Source organism: Leisingera sp. ABM4_101 (genome assembly GCF_056158725.1).
In genome coordinates this window covers 795,364-808,979 of the sequence record NZ_JBSWTV010000002.1, presented here as the reverse complement: position 1 = coordinate 808,979, position 13,616 = coordinate 795,364, and the positions used below count along the sequence as shown (strand labels likewise).

Annotated in this window: 13 protein-coding genes; 7 read left to right on the top strand and 6 right to left on the bottom strand. The window is 59.2% G+C overall.

The window, feature by feature from the left end; genetic code table 11:
- The first annotated feature begins 39 nt into the window (after window positions 1–39).
- Genes fliF through fliP form a run of 4 tightly spaced genes read left to right on the top strand, consistent with a single transcriptional unit; the run spans window position 40 to window position 3,338 of the window.
- The gene (fliF, locus tag ACXAEK_RS04915; RefSeq protein WP_475040207.1) at window positions 40–1,710 is read left to right on the top strand and encodes a flagellar basal-body MS-ring/collar protein FliF; all 1,671 of its coding nucleotides are present in this window, start codon (window positions 40–42) and stop codon (window positions 1,708–1,710) included.
- Window positions 1,710–2,309, top strand: coding sequence for a FliH/SctL family protein (locus tag ACXAEK_RS04910; protein ID WP_475040206.1), 600 nt, complete (start codon window positions 1,710–1,712; stop codon window positions 2,307–2,309). The genes fliF and ACXAEK_RS04910 overlap by 1 nt, the downstream gene beginning before the upstream one ends.
- Window positions 2,302–2,598 (top strand): FliM/FliN family flagellar motor switch protein, encoded by a 297-nt coding sequence (locus tag ACXAEK_RS04905; RefSeq protein ID WP_475040205.1) that lies wholly within the window; start codon window positions 2,302–2,304, stop codon window positions 2,596–2,598. The genes ACXAEK_RS04910 and ACXAEK_RS04905 overlap by 8 nt, the downstream gene beginning before the upstream one ends.
- The gene (gene fliP / locus ACXAEK_RS04900) at window positions 2,595–3,338 is read left to right on the top strand and encodes a flagellar type III secretion system pore protein FliP (protein ID WP_475040204.1); all 744 of its coding nucleotides are present in this window, start codon (window positions 2,595–2,597) and stop codon (window positions 3,336–3,338) included. The genes ACXAEK_RS04905 and fliP overlap by 4 nt, the downstream gene beginning before the upstream one ends.
- A gap of 428 nt (window positions 3,339–3,766) precedes the next feature.
- On the opposite strand, the gene ACXAEK_RS04895 is transcribed toward fliP, so the two are convergent.
- The 4 genes from ACXAEK_RS04895 to ACXAEK_RS04880 are packed head-to-tail and all read right to left on the bottom strand — an operon-like array spanning window position 3,767 to window position 8,620.
- The gene (locus ACXAEK_RS04895) at window positions 3,767–4,873 is read right to left on the bottom strand and encodes a flagellar basal body P-ring protein FlgI (protein WP_475040203.1); all 1,107 of its coding nucleotides are present in this window, start codon (window positions 4,871–4,873) and stop codon (window positions 3,767–3,769) included.
- Window positions 4,873–5,877, bottom strand: coding sequence for a flagellin (locus ACXAEK_RS04890; RefSeq protein ID WP_475040202.1), 1,005 nt, complete (start codon window positions 5,875–5,877; stop codon window positions 4,873–4,875). The genes ACXAEK_RS04895 and ACXAEK_RS04890 overlap by 1 nt, the downstream gene beginning before the upstream one ends.
- A 3-nt stretch (window positions 5,878–5,880) precedes the next feature.
- On the bottom strand, window positions 5,881–7,329 hold the full coding sequence (flgK, locus tag ACXAEK_RS04885; RefSeq protein WP_475040201.1) for a flagellar hook-associated protein FlgK: 1,449 nt from the start codon (window positions 7,327–7,329) through the stop codon (window positions 5,881–5,883).
- Between the two features lie 46 nt (window positions 7,330–7,375).
- On the bottom strand, window positions 7,376–8,620 hold the full coding sequence (locus tag ACXAEK_RS04880; RefSeq protein WP_475045188.1) for a flagellar hook protein FlgE: 1,245 nt from the start codon (window positions 8,618–8,620) through the stop codon (window positions 7,376–7,378).
- Between ACXAEK_RS04880 and ACXAEK_RS04875 the strand changes: the two genes are divergently transcribed.
- The gene (locus tag ACXAEK_RS04875; protein ID WP_475045347.1) at window positions 8,598–8,765 is read left to right on the top strand and encodes a hypothetical protein; all 168 of its coding nucleotides are present in this window, start codon (window positions 8,598–8,600) and stop codon (window positions 8,763–8,765) included. The genes ACXAEK_RS04880 and ACXAEK_RS04875 overlap by 23 nt on opposite strands.
- Before the next feature lie 38 nt (window positions 8,766–8,803).
- On the opposite strand, the gene ACXAEK_RS04870 is transcribed toward ACXAEK_RS04875, so the two are convergent.
- Window positions 8,804–9,640: a flagellar motor protein MotB gene (locus tag ACXAEK_RS04870; RefSeq protein WP_475045186.1), complete on the bottom strand. Its 837-nt coding sequence runs from the start codon at window positions 9,638–9,640 to the stop codon at window positions 8,804–8,806.
- Between the two features lie 279 nt (window positions 9,641–9,919).
- Here ACXAEK_RS04870 and nirK point away from each other — a divergent pair, with 279 nt between their 5' ends.
- Window positions 9,920–11,044 (top strand): copper-containing nitrite reductase, encoded by a 1,125-nt coding sequence (gene nirK / locus ACXAEK_RS04865; RefSeq protein ID WP_475040200.1) that lies wholly within the window; start codon window positions 9,920–9,922, stop codon window positions 11,042–11,044.
- A 75-nt stretch (window positions 11,045–11,119) separates the two neighbouring features.
- Complete coding sequence (locus ACXAEK_RS04860; RefSeq protein ID WP_475040199.1) at window positions 11,120–11,914, top strand: SUMF1/EgtB/PvdO family nonheme iron enzyme; 795 nt, start codon at window positions 11,120–11,122, stop codon at window positions 11,912–11,914.
- Between the two features lie 337 nt (window positions 11,915–12,251).
- Here the strand turns inward: ACXAEK_RS04860 and hemN are convergent, their stop codons facing one another.
- Window positions 12,252–13,607, bottom strand: coding sequence for an oxygen-independent coproporphyrinogen III oxidase (gene hemN / locus ACXAEK_RS04855; RefSeq protein ID WP_475040198.1), 1,356 nt, complete (start codon window positions 13,605–13,607; stop codon window positions 12,252–12,254).
- Between the last annotated feature and the right edge of the window lie 9 nt (window positions 13,608–13,616).

Below are 13,616 nucleotides of genomic sequence, written 5' to 3'. Positions count from 1 at the left end.
TTGCATGCCGGAGAGAACGCCGGTGCGACGGAGGTTAATGTGCAGCAGATCAAGAATGTCTGGGCAGAAATGGACATGCGGAAGCGTCTGATTGCCGTGGGAGCCACGGTGATTATGATTCTCAGCGTCATTGCGATGTCCCATGTAGCAAGCAAGCCAACAATGACACTGCTCTATGCCGGGCTGGAAAGCGGCTCGGCCGGAGATGTGGTGCGCGCGCTGGAACAGCGCGGCACTCAATATGAGGTGCGCGGCGGCTCAATATACGTGCCGTCCACCCAGCGCGACGAACTGCGGATGACGCTGGCCAGCGAAGGCCTGCCCGCAAATGGCGGCAAAGGGTACGAACTACTCAATTCGCTCAGCGGCTTCGGCACCACTTCGCAAATGTTTGATGCCGCCTACTGGCGTGCAAAAGAGGGCGAACTGGCGCGCACCATTGTTGCCAGCCCGCATGTGAGCCAAGCACGGGTGCATATCGCCAATACTGGCTCGAATCCCTTTCAGCGCACCGTGGAACCAACTGCATCGGTCTCGATCGTGCCAATGGGATCGCCGATTACGCCGGCCCAAGCCAATGCTATCCGTTTCCTGGTTTCCTCCGCGGTTACTGGCCTGGCAGTCGAGAATGTAGCCGTGATTGACGCCAATGGCGCATTGATCGGGTCCTCGGATGCCACAGCAGCCGCCGGCGCCGGCACAGATGACCGCTCGCAAACGCTCCGGGAACGGGTGATGCGGCTTGTCGAGGCCCGCGTCGGCCAGGGCAATGCTGTTGTTGAGGTAAGTGTCGAGACCGTCACCGACACCGAATCCATCCGTGAGAAGCGTGTCGATCCCAAAAGCCGCGTCGCGGTCAGCACTGATGTCGAAGAACGTGCCAATTCTTCCACGAACCAATCGGGTGAGGTCACTGTGGCCTCCAATATTCCCGACGGCGACGCGGCCTCTGGTCAGGGTTCAAAGGCTAACACCAGCGCCACCCGGGAGCGAATCAACTATGAGATCTCGGAAACCGAGAAGGAAATCCTTCGCGGCCCCGGCGCAATCAAGCGCCTGACCGTAGCTGTGCTGGTGAACGGCACCGCGGTCACCAATGAGGCGGGAGAGACCGTTTTCCAGCCCCGTCCCGAAGACGAACTGGCCGCTATGCGGGAACTGATTTCCGCCGCCGTCGGCTTTGACGCGGACCGCGGCGACGTCATCACACTCAAGTCGATGGAGCTGCCCGCAGTGGAACCGCAAGGCACCGTGGCAAAAGCATCCTTCATGGACAACCTCTACTTTGACGCCATGTCGCTGATCCAGATTGCTGCGTTGGCAATTGTCAGCTTGATCCTGGGCCTGTTCGTGGTGCGCCCGATCCTCTCGAATCAAGCGGCACCAGTGGCGGCCCTGCCCGGCCCGGAAGAAAACGGTCTTCCAGGCCTGCCCGGAGTGGGCGGTGACGGTTTCATGACTGCCCCTGATCTTGGTGCAGGCCTCGCTTTGGATGGTGAAATCGAAAACAGCGACACCGGCCAGTTCGAACCGATGGGCGGCCTGCCGGCCATGGGCACCGGCGACATGATGGGTGCAGCAGGCCTGCCCGCATTGGGCGGCGGCATGGACGATCCCGTTGACCGCCTGCGCAGCCTGATCGGAGATCGGCAGGAGGAAACCGTCCAAATTCTGCGCGGCTGGCTGGAAGAGAATAAGGAGCAAGCTTAATGACGATTGCACATTTGCTTGAAGACTTTGGCATCGATACTGTTGTCGAACCAGCAGTCCCTTCAGTTTCCGAAGAAGCTATGGAAGAGCAGCGGCTGGTGTCCTTTGAAAAGGGGTACAGCGCCGGCTGGGACGACGCTGTGACAGCAAAGGACCAGGAAACCACCCGGATCTCCGCTGAGCTTGCAAATTCTCTGGAAGACTTGAGCTTTACCTACCACGAAGCGCAAACTCAGCTGCTCGATTCGCTGGACCCGATGTTCAAAGTTCTGACCAGTGCTGTGCTGCCGGATGCGATGGCAGCCTCCTTTGGTCATCACATTGTCGATCAGCTTGCTGAGATGGCCAAAGGCCAAACCGACCAGCCGATGCAGATTGTGGTCTCGCCAGGCGAGGCTGCGCCCGTGCGTAGCCTGCTGCCGGAAAAATTCTCGGTTCCGGTCACGGTCCGGGAGGACGGTACACTGTCGTCCGGCCAGGCTTATCTGGGGATCGGCAGCACTGAATGCGAAATCAACTGCGACGCCCTGCTTGAGTTGATCCATGACTCGATTGAGGCCTTCACATATCACGCGAAAGAGGACAGCCAGTATGGATGACGCTGCAGATCTGAACATGAAATCCGCTGATGCGAGCAATCCGTTTGTCTCAGTTCCCGTTGAAGTGGTTGTCTCGGTCGGCAAAGCCCGCCCGCTGATCCGGGATCTGGTCGGCCTCGGTGAAAACGCAATTCTGACCTTGGATAAGCGGGTCGAGGATCCTGTCGACCTTTATGTCGGCGACCGCCTGGTTGCCCGCGGCCAGCTCGAAGAGCTGGAAGGGGACCAAGCCGGCCAGCTGGCCGTGCGTCTGACGGAAATTGCCGATCTGCAAAGCGGTTTGGGATGACACACAAGACCTTTGTGCGGGCGGCTCTGGCTGCAGCAGTCCTGCTGGCCCTGCCGCACACCGCCCTGGCTCAAGAATTGAGCCTTTCCCTGGCGGACGGAGAGTCGATTTCGGCCCGTTCAATCCAGCTGATTCTTCTGATTACCGTGCTCAGCCTGGCGCCCGGCCTGCTGATAATGATCACCTGTTTTCCATTCCTGGTAACTGTTCTGTCGATCCTGCGGCAAGGCATCGGTTTGCAGCAGGCGCCGCCCAATATGCTGATTATCAGCCTGGCACTGTTTCTGACCTACTTCGTAATGGAGCCGGTATTTACCGAAGCTTGGAGCACCGGAATCAATCCCCTGCTTGAAGAGCGGCTGGAACCTGGTGAAGCGATTACGCGCGGCCTGGAACCGTTCCGGGCCTTCATGGCAAACCGTCTTGATCCCGACACGTTTTACGCCATTGCCGATCTGCGCCCTGAAACCCAAGGCATGGACCCGGTTCCTGAAGCGCCGCTCTCTGCACTGGTCCCCAGTTTCCTGCTGTCGGAGATTGCCCGGGCGTTCCAGATCGGCTTCCTGATCTTTCTGCCCTTCCTGGTCATCGATCTTGTCGTGGCAGCCATCCTGATGTCGATGGGTATGATGATGGTGCCCCCAGCCATTGTATCGCTTCCCTTCAAGCTGGCGTTTTTTGTCGTTGCCGACGGCTGGAGCCTGATCGCGACTGCCTTGGTACGCAGCTACTACCCCTGAAAACCCGCCACCACTTTCATAGGCCCGGGCAAGTTTGCCCGGGCCTTTTTTGCTATGGTGGGTCCAGCTGTCCATCGTAAACGGCCTTGCTCCGCCAACATCCGCTGACCTGAACGCTTGCGGGACCAAGGCGGAACCAATACGGCGCTCAATACCCGGCACAGTTCAAGGTAAAATTGCTCGCCCTCCTGCAGCCGGGACGGCGGCCCAGCCTGGCTGCCATGATGCCCAGACTGAGGGTTTCAGAAAAGGGCACCGGCCTGCTAATCACGTTGCAACGGTTCAAAGGCCTGCACGTGTTACAGATGCCTTATCGCTGAGGCCAGGGCACGCACTCACGAGTCCTTTAACTGGATCCCGTCTCGGAATGCAAAAGCCCCGGCCTCTGCAAGCAGGGCCAGGGCGCAGCCAATCATTTTCAGCATTCGTTATCGGACAACAAACTCTGCGTGCAAAGCACCGGCCGCTTTGAGGCTTTTGAGAATATCAATCATGTCACGCGGGGATACACCCAATGCGTTCAAGCCAGCCACGACTTCGGACAAAGAGGTTGTTTCCGGCACTTCCGCCAGCTGCACGCCCTCTTCTTCCTCGATAGCCGCACCGGTGCGCGGCACAACAACAAATTCACCATTGGCAAAGGGATTTGGCTGCACCACCAGCGGAGTTTCCTCAATTCGCAACGTCAAATTTCCCTGAGCGACAGCAACACGTGAAATCCGCACATCGCTGCCCATCACTATGGTGCCGGAGCGCTGATCCACAACAACCCGTGCCTTCCGTTGCGGCTCAACCAGTATGTTCTCGATCCGGCCCACGGCATGCGCAGTTGAACGCGCATTTGTGCGCTGGATATCGACCTCGACCGTGCCTGAATCCCGCATCAAGGCAACATTCCGGCCAAACTCATCGTTGATAGCCCGTTCAATCCGTCCAGCTGTGGTAAAGTCAGGCTCCCGCAGGGCCAGACGCATGGAATTGAGTGACGCTAAGTCAAAGTCGATTTCACGCTCCACCCGGGCACCGGACGGAATGACCCCTGCGGTCGGAACCCCTTGGGTGACTGTGGCAGCCTGCCCCTCGGCGACGGCCCCGCCGGCCAGGATTGTCCCCTGGGCGACAGCATAGATTTGCCCGTCAGCTGCATTGAGCGGCGTCATGATCAGCGTGCCGCCCAGCAGGCTCTTTGAATCGCCAATAGCTGAAACGGTGACATCAATGGTGCTGCCGACCCTGGCAAAAGGCGGCAGCGTGGCGGTCACAAAGACCGCTGCCACATTCTTGGGGCGGAATTGTTCACCCGTGACATTCACGCCGAGACGTTCCAGAATATTGGACATGATCTCTTCGGTGAAAGGGGAGTTTCGAAGGCCGTCCCCTGTCCCGTCAAGGCCAACAACCAGCCCGTAGCCAACCAGATCGTTGCCGCGGACACCGTCAAATTCAACCAGGTCTTTCAGCCGGATGGTATTTGCCTGCAAGACTGAAGGCAGCAAGAACAGGCATGTGATGAGAAGGCGGAGAAATACTGGCATCAGAGATAATTCAACAGTGAGAGTTGCGAGCTGCGGGCGGTTATCGTGTAAAGGCCTTCAAGCTGCGTCTGCGCTTCTTCCAGCCGCGTATAGGTTTCATAGGGATCAGCTGAAACCAGGTTGTTCTTGACAATGCTCAGGCTGGTTTTTGAGGCTTCATTGCGCGTATTGATGGCTTCAAGCTGCCCCTCGATAAATCCGACATCAGCTTGCAGCTGGATCAGCCGGTCATTACTTTCAATCAGCTCAGAGCTGGCTTCCTGCACAAGCTCGATTTTGACGCTATCCGCCAGCCCCAGGCCAGGTTCGTCAGCCAAAGCAGCGATGGCATAGCTTTGAAGCGCGTGTTTGATGTTTTCATCATCTGCGCGGATACCCAGCGTTACCTGTTCTCCCTCTCCAACACTCACAGGCTGCAGGGACGTCGTGGAGCCCCTGTACATTACCGCATCGAATCCTGCCGGATCAGCAAACCAGTCCTTCACCGCCTGAATGATATCGTTGCTTGTGGTCAGGCCAGACACCTCGGTCAGGACAGAAGCGATTAAAATCCCGGAGTTTTCCAGCGGTTTCGTATCTGTCGCCGTGCCCGCAAAAATTGTCCGCCCGCCAACGGATGCGTTCAGAAGGTTAATAGCACCGGACATCCGCGTTTTTGCCTGGCTGCCGAATTGCTCTGCGTTTTCCACGTCCAAGGCAGAGTACAAAGTCATAATGTCGTTCCGCATCTCCTGAACCTGGCTTTGAACCTTGTCCAGGCTGCCCTGGGTCGTGGTTGCAAAGAGCTGCACTTCTCCATTGGCAACCATGTAGCTGTCGAGCCGGTTCAGGTTGTTTTCAAGATCGGCAAGATAGGTGAAATCGCCGCCCAAACGCTCGGTCAGGTTGGACGTCTTTCCAGTTGCAAATTCTTCGGACAGCGTCGTGATGTTCTGCTGCAGTTCGGTATTCCGGCTGCGGAGAAAGAGGTGCTGCGCCAAATCGCCGTAAGAGTTCAAAATCATGCGTCAGATCCTCAGCAATGTGTCCATAAGCTCATCAACCACGGTGATCATCCGGGCATTTGCAGCGTAGAATTTTTCCACCAGCATCAAGTTTTGGAGCTCAGCATCAGTATCAACGCCCAAGGCCAGTTCCGCCTGGCTCAATTCGTTGAAACTGGTTGCGGCAAAAGTCGCTGCGCGGGAGGCTGTCTCATTGTCCTGGGCAAAACGCGACAACAGATTCGCGCCTAGCGTCGCCGCGGTCATGTTTGCAGTGCCCAGGCCAACAGAAGAGACCGGCCGGGACGTGTTCAATGCGTCGGTATACCCCTGCAGCAGGCTGGAATCCCCAGGATCCCCCGGCGCTGCAGCATAAAGACCATCACGGAAACGCCATGTTTCGCCGGCACCGTCCAAAGCAACCACATTATTCAGCTCGATACGGTTGGAAATACCGACAATGTTTGCCGGGTCATAAAACGCACCATCGTCAGTGAATATTCCGGCATCAGCGACGCCGATTGTGCCATCCAGGGCCGGATCCTGAAACCGCTCGATCAAATCCGCGGCCATTGCATCCAAATCTTCCTGGGCTTCTACCGCCGTGATGTCGCGCACTTGGAATTGCGCAGTCAGAGTTCCGCCCCTCAGCGGTCCGTTCGGGCCGGTGTCGATCACCTTGCCATCAATCTCCAATCCCGAAATCATGCCGTTTCCAAGGGTCATGTGGGGCATGATATCACGCGAAGGGGTAAAGCTCAGCTCAGACGCCCTGCCATCCAGCAGCATCACGCCGCCGGTGGAGTAGAGGGTCACTTGCCCATTGTCCCGCCGCACAACATTGACCGGAATGATTTCATTGATCTGATCAATCAATTGCTCTCGCTGGTCATGCATGGAGACGGCATCCATTCCGCCAGCCTCCACCACCATGATCCGTGCGTTCAGCTTCTCGATTTCCTTCAGCGCCTGGTTCACGGTCTCAACCTGGGCACCAATAGCACTATCAGCATTGATACGCAGATCCCGCAGTCCTTCGGCCGTTCGTGAGATCGAGTCGGCCAGGGAGTTTGCCTTTACCGACAAATCGTTCAAGCGCGGCTGAGAATCAGGCCGGGATACAACTTCGATCAGGGACGCTTCGAAATCCGAAAGCTGCGAAGCCAATGACATTTCGTCATCCACGGTGCCAACCAGGTTGGACATCCGGTCGAAGAAATCGGACTGCACCTTGGTCGCGCCATAGTCCGCTTCCGCAACCCTGCGGTTGGAAATCAGAACCGGATCATTGATGCGCTGCACATGCCCGACCCGGACACCCGGGACACCGGCGCCCGGGCTGTTCAGTTCCAGAACCCGGCGCGTATAGCCAGGCGTCAACGCATTGGCCAAGTTTTCAGAGACCACTTGCGACGACCGGCTGGCCGCAGTCAAACCGCTCATCGCACTGTTAAGGGCGGAGTAAATAGACATATTCAGCCTGCTTTCGTGAAGCCAATGTCAAAGGGGATCAAGCGCCTTAGCGCTTGATGTTGGTGGTTTCCTGAAGCATTTCGTCGACGGTCTGAATGACCTTGGCGTTAGACGAATAGGCCCGCTGTGTCTGAATCATGTCAGTCAGTTCTGTGGCCACGTCGACGGCAGACTCTTCCTGAGCGTAGCCCAGGATTTCACCGGTGGGGCCATCGCCGGCGTCCCATAGGTAGAAGTCACCGGATTCGTCTGTCGGCATATAGGTCTGGGAGTCCAATGCCCGCATGCCATTGATGTTGGAAACATCAGCCAGAGGCACCTTGTAAATGACCTTGGTATCACCCAAATCGTATTCAGCGATGACTTCACCGGCCTCGTTGATCTCCACGGCAACGAAGGTGCCCACCGCATTCCCGTCTTTGTCAGGCGCGCCGGGAACATAGTCCTCGCCCAGCTGGCTCAGCCCGTTCTGCTCGCCAAGAATGCCGATATTGAGCTCAATGGGGCCGCCGGCAACAGTGATCGTCACCGAACCCTCGGTTGCGTCATAGGCCCCGCCGGTTGTTGTTACCACACTTTGAAGCGTGCCTGCTGTGTTGGAGGCATCGTCAAAGGTCAGGGTATAGTCGCCAACTGTCGTGCCAGACGCGGAATTGACAATCGTCATCGTCCATTCATTGGTGCCTGTGGTCGCCGGCGGCGTTGCCACAGTTGGCGCGTAGGTGATGGTCAGCTCTTCCTCGCGCCCCATGGTGTCAAAATACTGCACCGGCTGCGTCAGCGTATCCCCTGATGCGCCCACGTCCGTGGCCGACGCCGGCAGGTTGGCACCCAGGCTGATTTCTGTGGTCGGGCTTGCCGATGGGCGGTTAAGATCCACGTGAATCGGTTCCAGCCCGCTGGCAGTGTCACGCGGCAGGTCGGGTATGGTGCCGTCTGCATTTGCCGGCCATCCCATCAGAACCAGACCCGATTCTGTTGTCAGATACCCGCTGGAATCGGTGCGGAAGGATCCCGTGCCAGTCAGCATCATCGACGGGTTTGCCCCCGATTCCACCTCGGTAATCGACGCCACCGGCAGCATGCCGCGGCCGCGTACCGCCAGATCGGTCGCGTTGTTGGTGGAGACCAGCGGCCCGCGTTCGTCAATCAGCCGGACATTGGTCGCGCGCACACCGCCCGCGGAATACGTGCCGCCCGAACCGGACAAAACCATCGAATGGAAATCCGTTTGAACCCGCTTGTAACCACGGGTTGAGGAGTTGGCGATGTTATCGGAAATGGAAGCCAACCGGCTGGCGTTGGCGCTCAATCCTGAAACGCCCGCGTTCAGCGACGAAGAAATGGTCATAGCACGCCTTTCTGCTGCATCTAATCATTCTGATGCAACAGCTAGCGCAGCAGCGATTAACGGGCGGCTAACAGATAAAATATGACCTATCTGCCAGCCGCCAGTTTCAGCAATTTCAGCGGTTTATTCGCGCAAAAGAATGATTTCGATGCGGTTGTTCCGCGCCGCCATCGGGTTTCCAACCGCCAGCTTACGGTCTGCGTGGCCCGTCACGCGGTGAACACGCACCGAATCCAGCCCCCCCAATTCGAGCAGCATGCGGGTTTTGTCAGCGCGGGCATGGGACAGTTCCCAAACGGGGTTCTTGGCCAGGACAACCGGATGCGAACGGATATGCCCGCCAATGGCAACATTGCTTGTCACACTTTCGGAAACCCGTGCAATCATTCTGACCAGATCACGGAACAGCGGCGCCGGCTCAGAAGTGCCGTCTTTGAACAGCGGCGTATCCTCGGTCGCGAAGAGCTCAATAATCAGCCCCTCATCCGTGACCCTGGTCACGATATGGCGCGCCATAGCCACCGAAACCATGCTTTCACCGCCGCGGCCGGACAGCTGCTCTTCGATGGCACGGAATTTGGAGTCCTCCTCCTCGCGCTTTTCATCTGCATCAACACCGGTTTCCCCCTGCGCTTGCTGCGCATCCATCGGATTGATGTCTGTTGCACCGGTTCCGGATTGCGGCTTGATTTCCTCAGTGAACATGCTGTCACCTTGGAAGGCGCCATTGCCTCCGCCGGATACCCGGCTAAGGGGAATTGACGGCGAAAAGTAATCCGCCAGCCCTTTACGTTGCTTTTCCGTTGTCGCGTTCAGCAGCCACATCAGCATAAAGAAGGCCATCATCGCAGTCACGAAGTCGGCATACGCCACCTTCCATGCACCGCCGTGGTGGCCATGGCCACCACCTGACTTTTTCTTCTTGATGATAATGGGCGCCACATTGCTCTGTGCGCTCATATCCACCACCACTATTTTCACCCGCTACCGGGATAGCAGCCGGCGCGTTAAGCCGGGCTTAACAATTAAATTTGCCGGCAGTTCCGCCGCCCGGCACCCAGGTTTCAGGCAGAACCTGCCGCGCGTCTCATGGCCTCAACCCCAAATCCTGCATTTGAAAAACCTCTTATCTCGACATCGAGAAACCTATCCGAAGGTTGATCAAGTGCAATATCCGGTGCCGGCGGTGCGTCTAAAGTCCGGGCAACACAGCATTTGAGACACCGAAAGGAGAATATCATGCTGACCCGCAGAGCCGCACTGATGGGGGCAGCCGGCGTAGCAGCGCTGCCTGTGCTTGCCAAAGCCGCCAAGGCCGAAAGCACCACCGTTCACGAATCCGCTGCGCCAGTGGACCTGTCGAGCCTGCAGCGCATCAAGCGCGAGCTGGTCGCCCCGCCCTTCGTGCATGAGCACGAACAGGTGGCACCGGGGGAACCCCGGATCGTCGAATTCGAAATGAAGATCGTCGAAAAGGAAATCGAGGTCGATCAGGGCGCTTACCTGCAGGGCATGACCTTTGACGGCTCCATTCCCGGGCCGATGATGGTGGTGCATGAGGGCGACTATGTCGAACTGACCCTGATCAACCCGCCGGAAAACATGCTGCAGCACAATATCGACTTCCACGCTGCAACCGGCGCCTTGGGCGGCGGCGCGCTGACCCTGGTGAACCCGGGCGAAAAAACGGTGCTGCGTTTCAAAGCAACCCGCCCCGGCACCTTTGTCTACCACTGCGCGCCGGGCGGCCCCATGATCCCCTGGCACGTCGCCTCGGGCATGGCCGGCACCATCATGGTGCTGCCGCGCGAAGGGTTGTCGGACCACAATGGCGATCCGGTGAAATACGACCGCGTCTACTACATCGGCGAAAACGAGTTCTACATTCCAAAGGACGAAAACGGCGACTACATCCGCTATGAAGACGTCGGCGAAAGCTATCCGGACACACTGGAAGTCATGAACGGCCTGATCCCCAGCCATGTGGTATTCAACGGCGCAGTGGGTGCTCTCACTGGTGAAAACGCCATGAAGGCAAAGCAGGGCGAGAAAGTGCTGTTTGTCCACAGCCAGGCCAACCGCGACAGCCGCCCGCACCTGATCGGCGGCCACGGCGACCTGGTCTGGGAAGCCGGCAAATTCAACAACGTGCCGGACCGCGATCTGGAAACCTGGTTCATCCGCGGCGGCTCTGCCGGGGCAGCGCTCTATGAGTTCCTGCAGCCGGGCGTCTATGCCTACGTGAACCACAACCTGATCGAAGCGGTCAACCTCGGCGCAACCGCGCACGTGGTGGTCGAAGGCGAGTGGAATAACGACCTGATGGAACAGGTGGTCGCCCCGACCGAATACTCCGGCTCCTGATCTTCAGCCGGAGCAGAAACTGGACAGGGCGGCTGCATACTGCGGCCGCCCGTTTTGCCATGAAGGGATGCTGAAATGAAAGTGGAACTGATTGCCGCCGGGCTGGCCGCCGCCATTGGCATTCCGGGCCTATGGTTTTCTACGGTCAAGGATCCGGCACCACTGGCCGCCACCGTATTCGTAGCAGCAGACACTATTCCCTACCGTCCGATCGGGAACTTTCACCGCAATGGCAAAACCGTGGTGCCGCCGGAACAGCAACGCCATGTCGCCAGCTTTGAGATCATGAAGCATCAGGTCTCCGTTGCAGATTACTCCGCTTGTGTGGCAGCGGGGGCTTGCAAGCAGGCAGACCGCACCCCAGCAGAAAGCAGCCTGCCGCAAACCCACGTAAGCTGGCACGATGCCACCGCCTACGCTCAGTGGTATTCCAAGGAGACAGGGCATAGCTGGCGGCTGCCGGACGAAGCAGAATGGCAACTCGCTGCAGCAGAAATCTTTGGCGATGAGGCGGTCGAAGCAGATAACGGCGATCCCGCTCAGCGCTGGCTGCGCCAATACGCCCGGGGTGTCACCCTGCGCGGCTTGCCAGGACCCGCACAGGATCCCAAAAGCGAGCCCGGCGCCAACAGCAACGGCCTTACCGGGCTTGGCGGCAACATCTGGGAATGGACCGGCGGCTGTATGCAAAACGGCGAGGTGCAGAAGGACGGCAGCCTTGCGCTTGGCGACCCCTATTGCAGCGCCCGCATCACTGGCGGCCGGCACAGAGCGGTGGTGATCGACTTTATCCGCGACGCCAGCGTTGGCGGCTGTGCAGTCGGACTGCCTCCGGATTACCTGGGGTTCAGGCTGGTGAAGGACGGCTGACAAAACCGCGGCCGGAGCGCTCCCGCGCCCGCAGGGGCTCCGGCTGCGCCGGCGCCCCTTGGCGGCCTTGGGCCCGGCAGCTGCGCTGCCTGTCCCGTCTATGACATTGAACGAAGCCTGCCTGAAACAGCCCTTCAGCCCTTTGGCCTGCCTTCCCCGCCTCGAATGCAAACCTTACCCGGCCGCCGCTGCACCCCTGGTTCCGGCCCCGGTGCCCGCGATCGGGATCCGGTGATACGGGCGGCGGCCGCGCTGTGCATCAGCACAGCGCCGCGCCCAACTGAATAGGGCCTCCCTCAGGAGGCCCTGAAACAGGCGGGAGCACCTTGTTACCGGATCAGGACGCCCGGCTGTAGCGTACGCCCTCGGGCACATGCGCGTCAAAGCAGCTGGCGATGATCCGGGTCAGCGGACGGCCTCCGGGCAAAATCGTCAGCGCCTCTGCATCCAGGCGCACCAGATCGCCGAAGCGGGCCGCAATCTGCGCCAGATCCGCATCCAATGTTGCCGCCAATCCGCCAAAACGCCGCTGCAGCTCAGCCCTGTCGAGCCGGAACCCGCACATCAGCATTTCGATGGCACGGCTGCGCAACAGGTCTTCCTGGCTCATCACATGGCCGCGTGCGCCAGCCAGCTGCCCGGCCTCGACCCGCTGCACATAGGCGGGTGTTGCGGCGGCGTTCTGGATGTAGCCTCCGGCAAACCTGGAGATCGAAGAAGCGCCAAAGCCGATCAGGGCCGGGCAGGTGTCGTCCGTGTAACCCTGGAAGTTCCGGCGCAGATGGCCAGTGCGGGCCGCCACCTCCAGCCCGTCACCGGGTTTGGCGAAATGGTCGATACCAATAGCCGCAAACCCCGCCTCGGCGAATTTCTCTGCCGCCAGCCCGGCCAGATGATAGCGGGCCAGATCGTCAGGCAGCGTCTCTTCCTTGATCAGCTTCTGCCGCTTGGCGACCCAGGGCACATGTGCATAGCCGAACAGCGCCAGCCGGTCAGGCTCCAGGCTCAGCACTTTCGCCACTGTGTCCGCCATCCGCGCCTGTGTCTGATGCGGCAGCCCATAGACCAGATCAGCGTTCAAAGAGTTGATCCCCGCTGCCCGCAAGTCCTCTACACAGGCCTTCGTCACATCAAACGGCTGCGCCCGGCCGATCGCCTGCTGCACCAGCGGATCGAAATCCTGAATACCGATACTGGCCCGGTTCATACCTTCTGCCGCCAGTGCCGCAATCTTGTCCCGGTCCACCATGGTCGGGTCGATCTCTACCGAGAACTCCCAGTCCTGCGTATGCGGGAACACAGCCTTTACAGCCTGGGCCAGCCGGTGGATCAATGCGGGCGGCAGGATGGTCGGGGTACCGCCGCCCCAATGCATCCGCCCCATCCGCAAGCCTTTGGGCAACAGCGGCGCCACCAGCTTCAGCTCCTGCTCCAGCGTGCCGATATAACTCTCTACCGGGCTCAGCGTCTGGGTGCCTTGCGTGCGGCAGGCGCAGAACCAGCACAGCCGCTCGCAGAACGGGATGTGCAGGTAGACGGAGACCGGCACATCCGGATCCAGCGCCTGCAGCTCGCGGGCCTGTTCCGCAGCGCCAACGGCTGCGGAAAATACCGGCGCGGTCGGATAAGAGGTATAGCGGGGCACCCGGCTGTCGAACAGCCCAAGGGCTTGGAGGCGGTCAATCTGTTTCATGACTTTCCT

Excerpts from the sequence above, each read along its gene's own strand:
- ACXAEK_RS04910 (WP_475040206.1), top strand. The coding sequence starts at position 1,710 with ATGACGATTGCACATTTGCTTGAAGACTTTGGCATCGATACTGTTGTC.
- ACXAEK_RS04905 (WP_475040205.1), top strand. The coding sequence starts at position 2,302 with ATGGATGACGCTGCAGATCTGAACATGAAATCCGCTGATGCGAGCAAT.
- fliP (WP_475040204.1), top strand. The coding sequence starts at position 2,595 with ATGACACACAAGACCTTTGTGCGGGCGGCTCTGGCTGCAGCAGTCCTG.
- ACXAEK_RS04895 (WP_475040203.1), bottom strand. The coding sequence starts at position 4,873 with ATGCCAGTATTTCTCCGCCTTCTCATCACATGCCTGTTCTTGCTGCCT.
- ACXAEK_RS04890 (WP_475040202.1), bottom strand. The coding sequence starts at position 5,877 with ATGATTTTGAACTCTTACGGCGATTTGGCGCAGCACCTCTTTCTCCGC.
- flgK (WP_475040201.1), bottom strand. The coding sequence starts at position 7,329 with ATGTCTATTTACTCCGCCCTTAACAGTGCGATGAGCGGTTTGACTGCG.
- ACXAEK_RS04875 (WP_475045347.1), top strand. The coding sequence starts at position 8,598 with ATGTTATCGGAAATGGAAGCCAACCGGCTGGCGTTGGCGCTCAATCCT.
- ACXAEK_RS04870 (WP_475045186.1), bottom strand. The coding sequence starts at position 9,640 with ATGAGCGCACAGAGCAATGTGGCGCCCATTATCATCAAGAAGAAAAAG.
- nirK (WP_475040200.1), top strand. The coding sequence starts at position 9,920 with ATGCTGACCCGCAGAGCCGCACTGATGGGGGCAGCCGGCGTAGCAGCG.
- ACXAEK_RS04860 (WP_475040199.1), top strand. The coding sequence starts at position 11,120 with ATGAAAGTGGAACTGATTGCCGCCGGGCTGGCCGCCGCCATTGGCATT.
- hemN (WP_475040198.1), bottom strand. The coding sequence starts at position 13,607 with ATGAAACAGATTGACCGCCTCCAAGCCCTTGGGCTGTTCGACAGCCGG.